Source organism: Enterococcus gallinarum (assembly GCF_021496385.1).
Classification (GTDB): domain Bacteria; phylum Bacillota; class Bacilli; order Lactobacillales; family Enterococcaceae; genus Enterococcus_D; species Enterococcus_D gallinarum.
Genome location: NZ_CP050816.1, coordinates 139,419 through 157,609, shown reverse-complemented (window position 1 = coordinate 157,609; position 18,191 = coordinate 139,419). Strand labels below are relative to the sequence as shown.

General features: G+C 43.3%; 15 protein-coding genes and 1 other annotated feature. Of the genes, 8 read left to right on the top strand and 7 right to left on the bottom strand.

Going from position 1 to position 18,191, the window contains the following annotated elements; translation table 11 throughout:
• The 4 genes from HED61_RS00730 (at window position 1) to HED61_RS00715 (ending at window position 4,363) form a co-directional block, all read left to right on the top strand.
• Window positions 1-1,428, top strand: a complete 1,428-nt coding sequence (locus HED61_RS00730; RefSeq protein ID WP_219645448.1) for an ABC transporter ATP-binding protein — start codon at window positions 1-3, stop codon at window positions 1,426-1,428.
• Window positions 1,429-1,564: 136 nt separating this feature from the next.
• Window positions 1,565-2,272 carry a response regulator transcription factor gene (locus tag HED61_RS00725; protein ID WP_103300364.1) on the top strand — a complete coding sequence of 236 codons (708 nt, stop codon included), beginning with the start codon at window positions 1,565-1,567 and terminating at the stop codon, window positions 2,270-2,272.
• Complete coding sequence (locus HED61_RS00720; protein ID WP_156233624.1) at window positions 2,262-3,617, top strand: sensor histidine kinase; 1,356 nt, start codon at window positions 2,262-2,264, stop codon at window positions 3,615-3,617. The genes HED61_RS00725 and HED61_RS00720 overlap by 11 nt, the downstream gene beginning before the upstream one ends.
• 107 nt (window positions 3,618-3,724) lie before the next feature.
• Window positions 3,725-4,363, top strand: coding sequence for a PepSY domain-containing protein (locus HED61_RS00715; RefSeq protein WP_156233623.1), 639 nt, complete (start codon window positions 3,725-3,727; stop codon window positions 4,361-4,363).
• A gap of 81 nt (window positions 4,364-4,444) precedes the next feature.
• Here HED61_RS00715 and HED61_RS00710 read toward each other — a convergent pair whose 3' ends face one another.
• The 3 genes from HED61_RS00710 to HED61_RS00700 form a co-directional block, all read right to left on the bottom strand.
• On the bottom strand, window positions 4,445-4,615 hold the full coding sequence (locus HED61_RS00710) for a hypothetical protein (RefSeq protein WP_005472698.1): 171 nt from the start codon (window positions 4,613-4,615) through the stop codon (window positions 4,445-4,447).
• A 75-nt stretch (window positions 4,616-4,690) separates the two neighbouring features.
• Complete coding sequence (locus HED61_RS00705) at window positions 4,691-5,134, bottom strand: acyl-CoA thioesterase (RefSeq protein ID WP_003128673.1); 444 nt, start codon at window positions 5,132-5,134, stop codon at window positions 4,691-4,693.
• Window positions 5,135-5,216: 82 nt separating this feature from the next.
• Window positions 5,217-6,161: an aldo/keto reductase gene (locus tag HED61_RS00700; protein ID WP_005472695.1), complete on the bottom strand. Its 945-nt coding sequence runs from the start codon at window positions 6,159-6,161 to the stop codon at window positions 5,217-5,219.
• A 132-nt stretch (window positions 6,162-6,293) separates the two neighbouring features.
• Window positions 6,294-6,496 (top strand) — a binding site (T-box leader).
• 659 nt (window positions 6,497-7,155) lie between these two features.
• On the opposite strand from HED61_RS00700, the gene hisS reads away from it, so the two are divergent.
• The 4 genes from hisS to HED61_RS00680 all read left to right on the top strand — a co-directional run bounded on the left by hisS (window position 7,156) and on the right by HED61_RS00680 (window position 13,353).
• Window positions 7,156-8,469, top strand: a complete 1,314-nt coding sequence (gene hisS / locus HED61_RS00695) for a histidine--tRNA ligase (RefSeq protein WP_003128675.1) — start codon at window positions 7,156-7,158, stop codon at window positions 8,467-8,469.
• Window positions 8,466-10,238, top strand: a complete 1,773-nt coding sequence (gene aspS / locus HED61_RS00690; RefSeq protein WP_003128677.1) for an aspartate--tRNA ligase — start codon at window positions 8,466-8,468, stop codon at window positions 10,236-10,238. Before hisS ends, aspS begins: the two co-directional genes overlap by 4 nt.
• 165 nt (window positions 10,239-10,403) lie before the next feature.
• A complete protein-coding gene (locus tag HED61_RS00685; RefSeq protein ID WP_060813031.1) occupies window positions 10,404-11,279 on the top strand; it encodes a YitT family protein in 876 nt (291 codons plus the stop codon).
• A gap of 205 nt (window positions 11,280-11,484) precedes the next feature.
• Window positions 11,485-13,353, top strand: coding sequence for an acyltransferase family protein (locus tag HED61_RS00680; RefSeq protein WP_096711010.1), 1,869 nt, complete (start codon window positions 11,485-11,487; stop codon window positions 13,351-13,353).
• A 129-nt stretch (window positions 13,354-13,482) separates the two neighbouring features.
• Here HED61_RS00680 and dhaL read toward each other — a convergent pair whose 3' ends face one another.
• The 4 genes from dhaL to HED61_RS00660 all read right to left on the bottom strand — a co-directional run bounded on the left by dhaL (window position 13,483) and on the right by HED61_RS00660 (window position 18,033).
• Window positions 13,483-14,082: a dihydroxyacetone kinase subunit DhaL gene (gene dhaL / locus HED61_RS00675; protein WP_219645447.1), complete on the bottom strand. Its 600-nt coding sequence runs from the start codon at window positions 14,080-14,082 to the stop codon at window positions 13,483-13,485.
• A 14-nt stretch (window positions 14,083-14,096) separates the two neighbouring features.
• On the bottom strand, window positions 14,097-15,080 hold the full coding sequence (gene dhaK / locus HED61_RS00670; protein ID WP_060813028.1) for a dihydroxyacetone kinase subunit DhaK: 984 nt from the start codon (window positions 15,078-15,080) through the stop codon (window positions 14,097-14,099).
• Window positions 15,080-15,481 (bottom strand): dihydroxyacetone kinase phosphoryl donor subunit DhaM, encoded by a 402-nt coding sequence (dhaM, locus tag HED61_RS00665; protein ID WP_156248068.1) that lies wholly within the window; start codon window positions 15,479-15,481, stop codon window positions 15,080-15,082. Before dhaM ends, dhaK begins: the two co-directional genes overlap by 1 nt.
• A 221-nt stretch (window positions 15,482-15,702) precedes the next feature.
• Entirely contained in the window at window positions 15,703-18,033 is a 2,331-nt protein-coding gene (locus tag HED61_RS00660) for an HAD-IC family P-type ATPase (RefSeq protein ID WP_219645446.1), read from the bottom strand.
• Between the last annotated feature and the right edge of the window lie 158 nt (window positions 18,034-18,191).

Below are 18,191 nucleotides of genomic sequence, written 5' to 3'. Positions count from 1 at the left end.
ATGATCACCATCGAAAAACTATCTCTTAAACGGGGCACCCAGCAGGTATTGAAAGACATCTCTTGTCAGATTTTTGCTGGTGAAGTCGTCGTGTTATGCGGCCAAAGCGGTAGCGGTAAGTCAACCTTGTTGAATGTTCTCAATGGTTTGATTCCTGAACTATATCCAGCAGAAATGACGGGGGTTGTTCAAGTGGCAGGGGATTCTTTGCCGACGGAAGACTTTCCCGCCTACGCCAGAAAAATCGGTGTCGTTTTTCAAAATCCCAAAACACAATTTTTTACAACAGATGTTTATTCTGAACTGGCGTTTACAATGGAAAATGCAGGGGTAGAGCCAGTAGAAATACGAAAACGGATCAAAGAAGTGGCAGAACAATTTTCTTTGTCAGAATTGTTGGATGCAAGTGTTTTCGAACTGTCTGGTGGCGAAAAGCAGCGAGTAGCAATCGCTTGTGCAACGATGCTTTCTCATGATCTCTTTTTGTTCGATGAACCTTCCAGTAATCTTGATGAAGAAGCACTACAAAAAATTGCCGCAGCGATCCGCCTTTTGAAAGAGCAAGGGAAGACGATCGTCATTGCAGAGCACCGATTGTCCTACTTGACGGGGATTGCGGATCGTTACTTATTACTAGCAGAAGGGCGCTTGGTCACAGAGTATACCAGTGAAGCATTGCTTTCTCATACCCCGCAACAGATTCACAATCTCGGATTAAGGCGGATCAACGAACCGCAGTTCGAGTTGGCAATCAACGAAACAGAGGGAGCGAGTTTCTCAGCTGATCTGATTGCGACGAATCTCCAAGTCACTTATCGACGTCAACAGCAACCAGCTCTTGATATTGCGAAACTTGTTGTGCCTACGCGACAAGTCGTGGGTTTGATTGGCCCGAACGGTGCTGGCAAATCGACATTGTTTCAAGTGTTCGCTGGCTTAAAAAAATGTTCAGCAGCTCAATTTTGGCTGCATGGTCAACCAATCAATCAAAAACAGTTATTGCGAGAAAGTTTTCTGGTTATGCAAGATGTGAACCTGCAGCTTTTTTTTGAATCTGTCGAAAAAGAATTGTTGGCAAAAGCTGCCAGACCGGAACGTTTTGAACAAGTCGTGACTTTGTTGGAACTAGAGCATTTACTGCGAAGACATCCACAATCTTTGTCCGGTGGCGAAAAGCAGCGAGTCGCGATCGGCAGTGCATTGCTTTCAGGTAAACGCTTGTTGTTTTTCGATGAACCGACTAGCGGATTAGACCTGAAACAAATGGAAGAGGTCGGAAATCTGCTGCAGGAAGTTGCCAAAGAAGTCGATCTGTTAGCCGTGATCAGTCATGATAAAGAGTTTTTGGATGAAACCTGCCCTTACGTGATCCAACTCGAACAGGGAAAGTTAGTTGATACCTATCAGTTAGCGACAAATGGGGGATAAAAGAAAAGCGGAGTGAGCATTGGTTCACTCCGTTTTTGTCTGAACATGAAAAAATCTTCATGATTTTTTTCTTTCAATCCGTTAGGAAGTTTTTACAAAATCCGTTATGATAGAAGCAAAAATAGGAGGAGAGCAGATGGCCTTGAGAATCTTGATAGTGGAAGACGAAGAAAGTTTAGCCAGTTTTATCCAGACTGAGTTGACTTTTGAGGGGTACGACACGGTATGGGCCAAAGATGGCCAAGAGGCATTGACCTTGTTCAATCAGCAAACTGATCTGTTTGATCTGATTTTGTTGGATTGGATGCTGCCAATCTATGATGGCATCACGGTGGCGCGGCGAATTCGCAAAGAAAGCGATATTCCGATTTTGATGATGACAGCCAGAAATCAAACTGCCGATGTCGTGACTGGTCTTGACGTTGGCCTAGATGATTATTTAACGAAGCCCTTTGAAATCGAAGAACTGTTTGCCCGGATTCGCGTGATTGAGCGACGGTTGCAGCGGGAAGCCCAACAGCAAAAGAACCAACAAAATCAGTTGGTGGCAGGCGAGCTGATGATGGACATCGCCAAACACTTGGTCCAGGTTGCCGGAGAGACCATTGAATTGACTCCTAAAGAGTTTGGAATCTTATATGAGTTGATGAAAGAACCAGAAGTAGTCAAAACCAGAGATGAGCTATTGAATGAGATTTGGGGGTATGAATACGATGGTCAAACAAATGTGGTAGATGTTTATATTCGCACCCTTCGCAACAAGCTGGATGTCTGCGGTAAAGGGAAAATGATCGCAACTGTTCGGGGATTAGGCTATGTGTTGAGGACCGCCCATGAAGAATAAGTTCGCCAACCCACGCAGAAAAACTGCCCAGTTTCAATTAACGAGCCGCTTTTCTTTGATTCTATTTGGTCTGTTGATTCTCTTCAATGTATTGTTTATCTTGTTATCCGTAGGGTATTTGTTTGAACATATCGAAAATCGTGCGAGCAATATTCTTGAGGCTATCGAAAACGGGGAGGCTTCAGGGGATGACTGGAATGATCTAGTCAATGCCTATGTTTCGGCAGATGAAGAAGATGCCTTGCAAGTGATCTTAGCTGATGGCAGTGTCATTTTATCAGAAGATGCAGCAGAGATTTTTGCCGAGATCAATCAAGGACGGATCATCCCATTTTTGGAGGGCATCGTCTTTACAGATGATGGTATCTATTATACGAAAACCCAAGAAATCGATAGGGATCAGGTGAAGATCGCCATCAATGGTGAGGACAGTGTGGAATTAGCCTATGGTCTCTTTATGATCAGCAGTTTCTTGAACCTGATCGCTGTAGTCGTTGGCAGTATATTGATTTATTGGAGCGTTGGGAAATGGAGCCGGAAATTAACAGGGATGGCGCAAGAAATTGCTGAAATCGAACAAAGCCAAAAAGGCGAATTGACGATTGTTGAAGAACCAATCGAGATTCGTTCTGTGGCGTTGGCTTTCAATAAACTACTGAAAGAACAGCGTGAGACGATCGCGCGAGAAAAACGGTTTGTTGCCGATGCTTCTCATGAGCTGCGGACACCTTTAGCCGCGATTCGCGGACATGTCCAATTGATCCAGCGGCGTGGAACCAAACACCCAGAAGTCATTCCTTCTTCACTGGCCTTTATCGATAAAGAATCGAAGCGTTTGGAAACATTGAGTAATCAACTGCTGGATTTGGAAAAAAACCAAACCCAAGAAATAAGCCTCGTTGATGTCTCGCAGATCGTGCGAGAAGAATGTGAAAAACAAGCAACGATCGTTCCGCAATCGATTGAATATTTTGTGGGAAACCAGTGTAGGAAGCAAGGGCACAAGCGTGACTTCCAACAGATCATCCAAAATCTTTTAGAAAATGCAGCGAAGTATTCACCAGCAGATCAGCCCATTCATGTGAGACTGACACAAGATCAAACGCACTTGTCTCTAACCGTTGCCGACTTTGGTATTGGGATCCCCAATGATAAGAAAGCGTTGATTTTTGAGCGTTTCTATCGAGTGGAAGATTCTCGTTCAAGTCGAATTTCCGGTTCAGGAATCGGATTATCACTGGTAAAGCAGCTGGCCAACAAGTATCATGCTGAAATTACCGTCACGGATAATCAGCCGCAAGGCAGTGTCTTTAAAATTGATTTCCCAAGTGAAAGTGAAAGATGAAGATTTTTTTAGATTTTCTTCAAGCATTTTTGATTCTTTTTTCTGAAGGACTTGTTATTCTAAATATATAGAAAAAAGGAATAGACAATTAATTGGAGGAATGAAACATGAAAAAAACAACAATTTTGTTCGGAATCGCTGCCCTAGGATTATTGGCAGGATGTACACAAAATAACACTGGAAATTCTGAACCTGCACAAAACAGCAGTTCAAGCTCAGCAGTCGCATCATCAAGTGAAACAACTTCTTCGCAAGCTGTGGACAGATCTTCAAGCAGTGCAGCCATCGCAAATGGCGGTTTGCCTACAGTGACAGTAGAAGAAGCCATCCAAGTGTTCCAAAACAAATATCCAGATGCAGCAATCACATCGCTTGACTTGGATACTTCTTTTGGTAAGTACTTCTATCAAGTTGAAGGCGTAGACGACACGAATGAATTTGAACTAAAGATCGATGCAGAAACAAAAGAAACTTCTGAAGAAAGAACCGAAAAACTAGATGCGGACGAACAAAACGGCGTCAAAAAAGAAGCCGATCAATTGGATCTGACCAACTTGCTTTCATTGGAAGAGATTTCCGATAGTGCTGTGAAAGAAGCTGGCGGTGGACAAGCAACAGATTGGGATCTTGATAAAGAAATGAATGTGACTTATTGGGAAGTCAAAGTTGAAGACGGCAACAAAAAAACAAATGTTAAAATCAATGCGCAAACAGGAGAAATTTTAGAAACTGAACAAGATGACTAGCAAAAGCGATAAGCAATAAAAAAAGCAAGGCAGCGAATAATGAAACTTACGCCAGTAAGCGTTCTTTCGCTGTCTTGCTTTTTATTGATTTGGCTTTACTTCTGTGAGAGGTTTGACTCGTCCGCCTATTTTTGCTGCAAAGGCTTCCGACTGCTTCCGATCTTCAAAAATCCACAACTTGTCCGGTATTTTTTCACGAGTGCGACGACCATCTTTGCCAATGTAACCATGCAAGACTTTAACAACATACATTGTCATCATCCTCCCATAAAAATTACCTTTGATTATACAAAAAAGTGCTCTAAATGCAATTAATCTGTCTCGAGATTAATTTTTCGAGGCAGCCGATAATGTCGCATAATCTGAAAATACTTGATGGATCTCAGGAAAGCTGCGCTTCAAATGGACTAGGCGATAGGTCTCTTTACTCAAAAAACAATGTTTGGAAGCGCCAGTTGTGACTAACTGATTGTTGTCAGTTCTATAAATCTCATAACGAAAATCAAGTCGAGTACCGGTGTAATGATCGACGAGCACATCGATGCGTACTTGATCCTCATAACGGATCATTTCCTTGTATTGTGCATTGACTTCAAGAACGGGAACAATCAAACCCGCTTCTTCGATTTTATGGTATGGCAATTGTAAAAAGGCGAGCATATCTACTCGTGCTTCTTCGAACCAACGGATGTAATTTGCATGGTGAATGATTGCCATCTGATCAGTTTCATAGTAATGAGGTTGGCGGATATAGCCGGAATATAAGGACATCAGGGTTGCTCCTTTTCATAACTGTTTTCATCAGCATAATACAAAACAAGAGAAATGCAAAGTGCCTTCTCTTGTTTCGGGACTATTTAAATTCAGCAAACAGGTGATCAATCGCTTGATAATCGGTTGCGGATAAATGGATATCCAATGCCTGCGCGTTGTCAGCAACTTGACTGGCTTGTTTTGCACCTGGAATAACTGCTGCAACTGCAGGATTTTTCATGTACCAAGCCAACACAAGTTGAGGAATCGTTGCATCATAAGAGGCAGCGATTGGTCGCAATTGGTCGACAGCCGACACGATTTTTTTAAAGCGATCACCTTGAAAGTCCGGCTTTTTACTACGGATATCGTCGTTTGAAAAGGTCGTTTCTTGTGTGTACTTTCCAGTCAACAACCCGGATGCTAGTGGAAAGTACGGAACAAAACTGATTGAATGTTCAGCTAAATAAGGGAAAAGTTCTGATTCAGCTTGGCGATGGATCAAACTGTACTCATCTTCCACAACATCGACGTATCCTTCGGCATTGGCTTCTTTTAATTGTTCAAGTGTGAAGTTGGAGACACCGATCGCACGGATTTTGCCAGCTTCTTTCAGTTGATGCAATGCGCGTATCGCTTCTTCTTTAGGGGTGGTTTCATCTGGAAAATGAATATAAAATATGTCCAGATAGTTGGTTTTTAAGCGTGTTAAAGCTTCTTCAACGGCTTGGGTCAGGAATTCCGGCGAATTATCTTTTTTGTTTGGTTCTTCTGGTCGATGAGCTGCTTTAGTGGCAATGATGACTTGATTGCGATCGAACGCTTCTTCTTGCAAGACATCACCGATCAGTTCTTCTGATCGACCTTCACCGTAAATATAGGCAGTATCAATCAAATTGATCCCATTGCGCAGCGCCGTCCGCACAATTTCCTTGCCTTCTTCTTCATCTAAATTTGGAAATAAATTGTGGCCACCGATGGCATTTGCACCTAAGCCAAGGGAGCGTACATAGACTTGTGATTTGCCGATTTGAACATCTGTCATAAAGCAATTCCTCCTTCTAATCTCTTCTTTTAGTGTAAAGGAAAAACTTGAAAAACGATATTCATAAGTATTGAAAAAGCCTATGAAACAGCTTGACATTTCCAAAGGATTCTTGTAGTTTATAGATAATATCAAAAATCTGTGAAAGATCGAGTACGTCATTTTGGACCTTCAAAGAGAAAACTGCCATGGCTGCAAGCAGTTTAGGACAAATGCCGGAAAGACAATCTGGAGATGAACAGAAGAAAAGCTGTTCCGTGAACGAGCGTTAATCGAAAGGAGAATGAAAGTTCTCGAATTTTAGGTGGTACCGCGTGTAATAACTCGCCCTTGTGTAGAAAACAAGGGCGAGTTTTTTGCTGTGAATCACTGCGACTGACCTGCGAAGCAGGGCAGAGCAGATGATGAACAGTAGTAGGCGACCGGAGGGAGAGTAGTCACCGCTTTTCGAATCACTGCGACTGACCTGCGAAGCAGGGCAGAGCAGATGATGAACAGTAGTAGGCGACCGAAGGGAGAGTAGTCACCGCTTTTCGAATCACTGCGACTGACCTGCGAAGCAGGGCAGAGCAGATGATGAACAGCAGTAGGCGACCGAAGGGAGAGTAGTCACCACTTTTCGAATCATTGCGATTGATCTGCGAAGCAGGGCAGAGCAGATGATGAACAGTAGTAGGCGACCGAAGGGAGAGTAGTCACCACTTTTCGAATCATTGCGATTGATCTGCGAAGCAGGGCAGAGCAGATGATGAACAGTAGTAGGCGACCGGAGGGAGAGTAGTCACCGCTTTTCGAATCACTGCGACTGGTCGAAGACTATGCAAGTCCTTCTTAGCGTAAGCTTAGAAGCGACTGTAGGCGTAACGCAGAGTAGACGAGCAGATGATGAACAGAAAATCGTTTCCCACAATGGATTAAATCAGTATAGTTGTAATGAATACATACGATCGTTTTTGATCGATCGAAGATACCCACAATAGGAGGATGAAAACAGATGAGTTATCAACGTCCAAAAGGCACCAATGATATTTTACCAGGAGAATCCGAAAAATGGCAGTTTGTTGAAGAAACAGCCCGTTTGGTTTTTCGTGATTACCAGTACAATGAAATCCGCACACCGATTTTTGAACATTTTGAAGTGATTGCTAGAAGCGTTGGCGATACAACCGACATCGTTTCAAAAGAAATGTACGATTTCTATGACAAAGGAGAGCGCCATGTGACATTGCGTCCGGAAGGCACAGCGCCGATTGCTCGTTCTTATGTTGAAAATAAACTTTTCGGACCTGAATACAACAAGCCTTACAAAGTCTTTTATATTGGACCGATGTTCCGCTATGAACGGCCGCAAAAAGGTCGCTTACGTCAATTCCATCAAATCGGTGTAGAAGCATTTGGTTCCGCAAATCCTGCGACAGATGTTGAAACGATGGCGATGGCGATGGATTTCTTTAAACAATTAGGGCTAAGTCAACTTCGATTAGTGATTAACTCTTTAGGGGATAAAGAAACGCGTAAGAACTATCGTCAAGCACTGATTGATTATTTATCGCCTCATGAAGCAGAATTAAGTGAAGATTCAAAACGTCGTCTGCATGAGAATCCACTGCGGGTTTTAGATAGTAAAGACAAACGAGATCAACAGTTCGTTGCGGATGCTCCTTCGATCTTGGACTATTTAAGTCCGGAAGCTAAAGCCCATTTTGAAACAGTCATCACGATGTTGGATGCTTTGGACATTCCTTATGAGATTGATTCAAATATGGTCCGGGGACTGGATTATTATACCCATACTATTTTTGAGATTATGAGTGAAGCGCCAAAAATGGGGGCGCAAGCTACGATCTGTGCGGGTGGACGCTATGACCATCTGGTCGAAGAATTAGGCGGCCCACAAACGCCAGGTTTCGGTTTTGCGATGGGCTTAGAACGTCTATTGATCACAATGGAAGCAGAAGAAGTCGTTATTCCAGCATTGAACGAATTAGATGCTTATGTTGTTGGTCTAGGAGAAGCAACCAATTTGGAAGCATTGAAAGTCGTTCAGGCGATCCGTAATTTTGGCTTTTCGGCAGATCGTGATTTTATGAATCGGAAAGCAAAAGCGCAGTTCAAATCGGCAGATAAGCAAGGGGCGCGTTTGGTGCTGACCCTAGGTGAAAATGAATTAGCTGAACAAGTGATCAACATCAAATCGATGGCAAGCCGGATCGAGAAACAATTTAAGTTAGCCGATCTGTATGATCATTTTGATGAAATCTATGATGAAATGACTACAATCTTAATCAAGCAAGGAGAAGAAGAATGAGCAAACGTACAGTATATTGTGGGCGCGTCTCAGAAGCCCATTTAGATCAAACCGTTACTTTAAAAGGCTGGGTCCAAAAACGTCGTGACTTAGGCGGAGTGATTTTCATTGATTTGCGGGACAGAGAAGGAATCGTGCAAGTTGTCTTTAATCCGGAAGTATCCAAAGAAGCATGGGCGATTGCAGATACTTGCCGCAGCGAGTATGTGCTAGAAGTGACAGGTCAAGTCATCAATCGGGCACCGGAAGCAATCAATCCTAAGATGAAAACCGGGCACTATGAAGTGATGGTCAGCGAGATCACTATTTTGAATACAGCCAAAACACCTGCATTTTCGATCGAAGATGATCAAATCGTAGGAGACGAAACGCGGTTGAAATATCGTTATTTGGATTTACGCCGTCCCAAAATGACTAAGAATATCATGATGCGGGCAAAAACGACACAAGTGATTCGTCATTTCTTGGATACCAATGACTTTCTAGATATCGAAACCCCTTATTTAGCGAAATCAACACCAGAAGGCGCCAGAGATTATCTCGTTCCTTCCCGGGTTTACCCTGGTCATTTTTATGCATTGCCACAATCGCCACAAATTTTCAAACAATTATTGATGGGTGCTGGATTCGATCGTTACTATCAAATCGTCCGTTGCTTCCGGGATGAAGACTTGCGGGGAGACCGTCAGCCTGAATTTACCCAAGTCGATATTGAAACAACCTTTTTGACGGCGGAAGAGATTCAAGCTTACACGGAGGAACTGTTAGTCAATGTCATGCGTGAAGTCAAAGGGCTAGAAGTAACTACGCCGTTTCCGCGAATGACTTACGATGATGCCATGGCACGTTATGGCAGCGACAAGCCAGATACTCGGTTTGACATGGAATTGATTGATTTGTCCGAAACCGTTAAAGATGTTGATTTCAAAGTTTTCCAAATGGCGCTTGAAAATGGCGGTGTGGTGAAAGCATTGAATGCGAAAGGTGCTGCGGATAAATATTCCCGAAAAGATATGGATAATTTGGGACATTACGCAGGACAGTTTGGTGCGAAAGGGTTAGCATGGGTCAAAGTCGAAGAAGATGGCTTAAAAGGACCAATCGCAAAATTCTTGACTGACGCTGCAGCATCGATCATTGCTGCTACGAATGCAGAAGTGGGCGATATCCTAATGTTTGGTGCGGATAAGTTTGAGATCGTTTCGGCGGCTTTAGGAGCAATCCGCAGCAAGTTAGGAAAAGAATTAGGCTTGATCGATGAAAGCAAGTTCAATTTCTTATGGGTAACAGATTGGCCACAATTTGAATACGATGCAGAAGCTGGCCGCTATGTCTCTGCTCACCATCCATTTACGATGCCTAAAGAAAAAGATGTACCATTGTTGGCAACTGATCCTGCAAAAGTGTATGCGGAAGCTTATGATATCGTCTTGAACGGTTACGAGCTTGGCGGTGGGTCTCTCCGGATCCATCAGCGGGATGTTCAAGAACAAATGTTTGAAACCCTTGGTTTTTCTCGCCGTGAAATGGAAGAACAATTTGGTTTCTTGCTGACGGCATTAGACTATGGGTTCCCACCACATGGCGGAATCGCACTAGGCTTGGATCGTTTAGTGATGTTGCTGGCTGGTGAAGAAAACATCCGTGAAGTGATCGCATTCCCTAAAAACGGGAAAGCCGCCGATCCAATGTCACAAGCGCCAAGTAAAGTGGCGCCGCTGCAATTGTTCGAATTGAATATTGATGTCACGACAGTTGAAGAAGACTAAGTAAAAAGAAATGAACAAGTAAAGAACAAACGAGCGAATGATGAATGAAAATAGACGATTAAGAAAATTCCATGAGAATTTGTCTATTTCTTTCATTGTTCGTTTCTTTTTTTACTATCTGAAGTATAATAAGAGCAAATCAACAAAGCGAGGCTCTTGAATGAAATGAATACCCTCTTTAAATGGCTGCCACACCCTGATTATGCCAACAAATTATCGTTTTCGATCGTCTACGCCATTTTATCGGCGATCGCAGTCAATTTTTTTTATCAACCCGGCAAAATCTATTCTAGCGGGATCACAGGGATAGCTCAAATTTTGACCACCGTTTCCACGGATTGGCTTGGATTCTATATCCCCGTCTCAGTCGCCCTATTGTTGCTGAATATTCCGCTTTTCTTTCTCGGCTGGTTCAAGATTGGTCATAAATTTACGATTTTCACAGGAATTACTGTAGTCCTAACATCTTTGTTCGTACAGATTCTTCCAGAAGAAACACTGACGACAGATCCGATGATCTGCGGGATTTTTGGGGGAGCCATCAACGGAGCCGGTATTGGTTATGCGCTAAAAAGCGGACTTTCCTCTGGCGGCCTCGATTTTGTAAGTATCGCGATCCGGAAACGTACGGGGAAAACCATCGGGTCCATCTCGATTTTTTTCAATATTGCCATCATGTTTGCTGCGGGTATCCTGTTCGGCTGGCAGTATGCGCTATATAGTGCCATTGCGATTTTTGTCAGTGGTAAAGTGACCGATGCTGTTTTTACCAAGCAAAAGAAAATGCAGGTAACGATTATTACGAGAAGTCCTGAAGAAGTCATCCATACGATCCAGAAAAGTCTGCGCCGAGGAATTACGATCATCAATGAAGCAGAAGGAGCCTACAAGCATGATAAACAGACAGTATTATTGACTGTCGTTACACGCTTCGAGTTGCCGATGTTACGTTCTGCCATGAAAGAAGCAGATCCCAAGGCATTTGTCAGTATTGCTGAAAATGTACAAATATTGGGTCGTTTTTATGAAGAAGAATTATAGGAGAGCTTGGATCAAAGCGTTTCGTGATGAGATGCTTTTTTCTTTTTGTAAAAATTAATTTTTTTAGAAAATAGAGTATTCTTGCTAGCTTTCTTGTTGCTTTATCTGGTAAATTATGAAGAAATGGGTCATTATTTTTTAATGGTTCCACATTGACTGTTTCTTACGAAAACAGTTGATCAAAAAAAAGAAAAGTGGTTGGAGAATGAACAAACGGTTAAAAACAAGCCGCTATATCACTGGTTTCGACGGTATCCGTACATTAGCCGTGATCGGCGTTATCTTATATCATTTATTACCTACTCAAATGCGAGGCGGGTATTTAGGAGTTCCTGTTTTTTTTGTAGTTTCTGGTTATTTGATCACCGATTTGCTTCGACAAGAGTGGGACCAGAACGGTCGTATTGCTGTCAAAGATTTTTATGTCCGCCGGATGAAACGACTGTATCCTGGCATGGTGGTGATGCTGCTTCTGTCTGCTGCCTACATTACATTGTTCCAGCGGAATTTACTGAATAATCTGCGGGGAGTCGTCGTCAGCAGTCTCTTGTATGTCAACAACTGGTGGCAGATCAATCACGGTCTTTCTTATTTTGACCGATTCGGCAATGAATCTCCCTTTACGCATCTATGGTCTTTGGCTGTTGAAGGGCAGAATTATTTGATTTGGCCGTTACTCTTTATTTTATTGATGAAGTTAGTCAAAAATCGTGGGACGATTTTTAAAATCGTGATCGGCTGCTCGTTACTTTCGGCTCTTTTATTAGCGATCTGGTATTCACCAGGGGCAGACCCTACTCGAGTTTATTATGGTACCGACACGCGTTTGTTTTCGATTTGGATGGGAAGTGCGCTGGCTTTCATTTGGCCCAGCACCCATTTAAAAAAAGAAATTCCGAAGAAAGCGAAGCGGGTATTGAACCTAGCTGGTGGTCTTTCTTTTATTGGTTTAGTGATAACATTTTTTGTGCTAGATGATCATCTTTCCTTTGTTTATTACGGAGGAATGCTGCTAGTCAGCTTGCTTTGTACGATCTTGGTGGCGGTCACTGCCCATCCTGGAGCTAGTCTGAACCGTTGGCTGACAAATCCGTTATTCAGTTACATCGGCAAGCGGAGTTATGGGATTTATTTGTATCAGTTCCCTGTGATGATTTTTTATGAAGCAAAGATTGGGAATGTCGGCGAGAATGTTCTCCTGCATACATTGATTGAGATTGTATTGATTCTCTTGATCAGTGAATTGTCCTATCGGTTTATCGAAAATCCGTTGCGGAAATTCCACTACAAAGATACTTTCCGCACGGTGCGCAATTGGTTCAGTAAGCCGGTGATCAGTCGACAAAAGCCTTGGCTGCTTCCAGGACTGCTTGTTTCCTTAGTTGCTCTTTATGGAATAGCTACCGCTCCGGTGAATTATGTAGATGCGCAACAGCAGCAGTTAAAAGAAAATATTGCTGCCAATAAAAAAGCGGCAGAACAGACACAAAAAAATGCGAATGGCTCGGATACAGAAAGTACAGGAGACAATTCTTCAAAGGCAACGGAAGCCGAACAATCAGTAATGGAAAAATATGGGTTGACAGAAGCCCAGGTGAAGAAGGCCGAAGAGCTGGAAATTACCGCTTTTGGTGATTCTGTTATGCTGGATGCCACTGCCGACTTGCAAGAAATTTTTCCCAAAGCTGTCGTTGATGGGGATGTGGGACGACAATTGTATGAGAGTCCCGAACTGATCAAAGCGTTGAAAGAAAAAGATTTGTTACGAGATACGGTATTGATCGGTCTAGGAACGAATGGGTCCTTTACAGAAACCCAATTCGATAATTTGATGAAAGAAATTGGCGATCGCAAAGTCTATTGGATCAATGTGCGGGTACCTACGCAAAGATGGCAAAATGAGGTCAACAGCATGCTGGAGAAAATGGCTGCTAAATACGACAATATGACATTGATCGATTGGTATGATTTAAGTAATGAACATGAAGAGTGGTTCTATGAAGATCGAGTTCATCCAAATCCTGATGGCATGTTGCAATATTGTACACTAGTTTCTCAAGCTATTTTACAATAATGGCGTTGACTATTTCTTAGAAAAATAAACTAACCGAGAGGTCTCAAGCACAGATTCTTGTTTATCTTCAAGAATCGCAAGAGATCTCTCGGTTTTTTGTATCGCCTTTCCTAAGTGGAATGAGGATCTTTATCCAATCGTTGCAACAAGCGTTTCAAACAACAATGCACTGGAAGCGGCACCTGGGTCGATATGTCCGATTGCCCGCTCGCCTAAATAAGAAGCACGGCCTTTTTTGGCGACTAGGTCTTTTGTATGTTCTTTGGCTTCCTCGATTTGTTCTTTAGTCAGACTGCCGTTTTTTAACGCTGCGGCAACAGGTTGCCAGACATCGACCATCGTTTTGTCTTCGAATTCTGCTTTGCCTCGAGCTTTGATCCCATTAAGCCCTTCTTCGATGATGCTTCCTAATTGTTCATACGAATCAATTGTTTCTAGTTCTTTTGTAGCTTTGGTCATGTTCATGAATGCTGAGCCATAAAGTGGACCTGAAGCACCACCAACTTTAGAGATCAATGCCATCGAGAGTACTTTGAATGTGTCTGTGATTGTTTTAGGCTGTTGTTTTGCGAATGCTTCTTGATAGGCTACGACGCCGCGAGCCATATTGTTGCCGTGATCGCCGTCACCAATAGGGGTATCTAGATCACTTAAATAGCCTTTATTTTCCTCAATGGCTTTTGTAAATGCATTTAACCATTGTTGGGTCATCTCTGTTGTCATTTGCATTGAAAATTCCTCCTTTACCAAGCAATCGTTTCAACAGGTTCGTTGAGCGCATCCGTCGCATCGTTGTTACTGAAATCGATCATGGTCAATGATAGACCTTGCATATCGATAGAGGTCATATAGTTGCCGACTTTATGGAATGTGACAGAAATGTCTTTGTCTGCGAGCAATTTCTGTACATCGTTGGCAAAGACGAATTGTTCCATCAGCGGTGTACCGCCCATGCCGTTGATCAAGACACCAACTTTTTTCGGTGTTTGTTCATAATCAGCTAAAATTTTGTCCACCAATTCCTTGGCTAGCTCTTTCGATGGTTTCAATTTTTCCCGGCGATAACCAGGTTCTCCATGGATTCCCACGCCATACTCGATTTCATCATCTGCTAATTCAAAACCAGGTTTACCCACTTCTGGAACGGTTGCTGCTTTTAAGGCAACACCAATGGTTTTGATGGTCGGAACTAATGCTTCACCTAATTCTTTTAATTCAGTTAATGAACGTCCTTGACGAGCAGCAGCACCCAAAATCTTATGAACGAGAATGGTTCCAGCCACGCCTCGTTTTCCAGCAGTATAGGTACTGTTCTCGACGGCAATATCATCATCTACGACGACGATTTCAGCAGTGATGTCTTCCATCTCAGCCATATCTTTGGCCATTTCAAAGTTTAGGATATCTCCCGTATAGTTTTTAACGATCAAAAGCACGCCTTGCCCTTGATCGGCTTCTTTGATCCCAGTCAGGATCTGATCTGGTGTTGGAGAAGTGAAGACGTCTCCCAAGACGGCGGCACTCAACATACCATCACCAACAAACCCAGCGTGTGCCGGTTCGTGTCCGCTGCCTCCGCCTGAGACTAAGCCAACTTGTTCGTGGGTGGCGTTTTTTGCTACGACTCGGGAGTCTTCGACTTGATGAACCAGTTGCGGATAGCTGGCAACCAGACCAGCTAGCATTTCTTCGACGATCGCTGAAGGATCATTGATTATTTTTTTCATTATTGATTCCATCCTTTCTCAGCTGCTTTTTGGGCTTCTGCTGTGATCTGGGATAGGTCATCACTGAATCCAGCGGTGATTGCTGCGGCAAAAGCACCTTCTACAAGCGGTGCATCAATCAAGTGATAGCGGGTTTGCTGTTCCGGTTCCAACATATCATAGGCTAGCTCTGCGTTTAGTACGGCACTACCCAAATCAGCAAAAACGAGAATCTGTTCGGCATCCGAAGACTGATTGACCGCTTCAACGATTTTTGTCGGATCAGACCCTAATTCGCCTTCAGCTGTTCCACCCAATGAAAAAAGAGTGACTGTTTCGCTGTCCGACATGTCTTCGATCATGGCTTTCAGTCCGTCTGTCAGTTGTTGACTGTGAGAAACAAGTAAAATACTTTTCTTCATTTCGATTCACCAACGCTTTCTTAAATAGATTCAGCGGCAGTAGACGAAACCGCCTTCACTAAAAGTATAACAAATTTCGCAAAACTTGCATGGATGACGATTGCTCCACTATATAAATAGAAAATAATTGAAGAACAGATAAAAAAACCGAGCAACTACAAATAAATATCCTTAATTAGGAGAATTTATCATAGTTGTCCGGAATCATTTTTTTCCATTGATCAAGCCGTAGCGTTTTGCTCTAGCCGGCGGGTGATCTGTGTTGCAAGGGCAGATAGCCCCCACTGCAATAAGCAGTTGATCGCCATCAATCCAACAAAGATTGGCAAGGTGATGCTAGTCAAAAAGCCTACTTCTAAAATGTGATGGAAGAGCATTGCGGCGATGTATGTTCCGCTAATCGTGGTTACGATCAAAAATAAGCGCAATGGATTTAGCGGCAAACAGCTGCGGATCATAGCTAAACAACTGATGCCGATCAGCAGATAATAGAACAATGTAGTTGCGGTCATTGGTTCCCAGCCATAGTCAGTTTGCAGGAACTGTACAGCGAAATAATTCAGAAGCACCAAGAGTGCGCTCGGCAACGCTCGCAGCAATGCGGTAGGCAAGTAACGGCCGGTGATTCGCTTTTTGTCTTCTTCAAAGGAAAGGAAGAAGGAAGGATATCCTTCAATCGCCAGGTCCAATAATGTGATTTGGATCGGAATAAAAGGAAATGCCGTAGAAGTGGCAACACATAGTAAGGACAATAGGAAACTGTAGATCGTTTTGATAAAAAAGATCCCAGATACTTTCGTCACATTATTAACGACACGGCGACCTTCAAAGAGTGCTGCTGGCAGTGTCGTGAAATCGGAATCTAATAAAACCAGATTCGCGATTTGACGAGCCGCACTGTCCCCAGCAGCCATAGCGATACTGACATCGGCTTCACGCAGTGCCAACACGTCATTGACGCCGTCTCCAGTCATGGCGACCGTATTGCCTAGTGCCTTCAACTCAGAAACTAGCAGTTTCTTTTGCTGAGGCGTCACTCGCCCAAAAACGGTATAGGTTTGGGCAGCTTGACGAACGTCTGCTTCTTCAGTTAGTTGAGAAAGATCGATATAGTTCTCGGAATTAGGCAATCCGGCGCGTTTGGCGATGGCTGCAACAGTGATCGGATTGTCACCCGAGATCACTTTCAAGTCCACTCCTTCTGCAGACAGGTAGGCCAATGTGCTTTCTGCATTTTCCCGAATCACATCAGCAAGAACAAGAACTGCCAGCGGGGCAGCCTTAGCTGGATCAAAGGGCTGATTGGCGTCGTTATAATGAGGATCAAGAGTCAAGACGAGGACTCTTAAACCAGCCGATTGCGCTTCTTGAATTTGCGGCAGCTGTTGGTTGGCGATCGTCTTTTCAGGTGCTCCTAGGTAGACTGCCCCTAATTCGTGAAATGCGATAGCACCCCATTTTCGATCAGAAGAAAACGGCATTGCTGCAAAGGACTGGTAATGCTCAGATCCGGTGATGGTTTGGCGCAACGCTTGCATCGTCACATTGTTGTCGGTACTGGCAGCCAAATAACTGCCTAAGATTGCCGTTATATCTTGGGTGTCATCGATTGACTGGATCGATTCGACGGATAATCGACCTTCCGTTAATGTGCCGGTTTTGTCTAAACAGAGGGTATCGACATGGGCCAGTGTCTCGATCGCGTACATATCTTGGACTAAGATCCTTTTTTTGGCTAGTTTGATGACACCCGTGGTCAAAGCAATGCTGATCAATAGGACGAGTCCTTTAGGCAGCATTCCCAATAAAGCAGCAGACGAAACGATCACTGCTTCTTTTAAGTCACTGCCACGAAATAAATAAGCTTGTAGAAATAGGATCACCCCTAATGGAACAATCACTAGACTGGTGAATTTTGTGACTTTGCGAATCGAAGAAACTAGCTCTGAACGCAGCGGTTTATGTGTTTTGGCTTCATTGCTTAATTTTGCCGCATAATTCTCTGCTCCTACGCGGATCACTTTTGCAGTGACCTCTCCACTGGCGACAAAACTGCCAGATAAGAGAGTCGCGTCGTTTTCTTTGACGACGAGATCGGCTTCGCCTGTCAGCATCGACTCATTGACATCGGCTTGTCCAGATAAAACCACCATGTCGGCTGGAATCTGTTCTCCTGCACCAATGACAACAAGATCATCAAGGACCAGGGATTTGGCATCCACCGACTGTGTAACGCCATCTCGTATCACACGTATTTCTTGTTGGGCGATGATCGAGAGTTTTTTGACTAGATTTCGAGCATGGATCTCTTGACTGATCCCTACAGTGATATTGATCAAAATGATTACCAGATAAAATAAATTGGAATAGGCGCCAACTGCTAGAAGACAGACACCAATCAACAAGTTCAGCAAATTGAACAATGTGAGGATATTGTCCTTAAAAATTGCTGTCGTAGACTTCGATGTTTTTGTTTCATAATCGTTGTGTTGGCCTTGTTCGGTTCGTTGTGTGACTTCTTCTGAGGTAAGTCCCGTATCTATTTGCTTCATATAATTCTCCATTTCTTTCAGATTCCTTGTTTAGTCTAGCATGCCAAGAAGTCATTGCAAGAAATGATGAAAAAATAATTGAAATCTTAAAAAACAGTAGCGGTTTGTTCGAAAGAAGGGGCTTTTCATTGACTTGTTCCCAGAAACTTGATATAGTC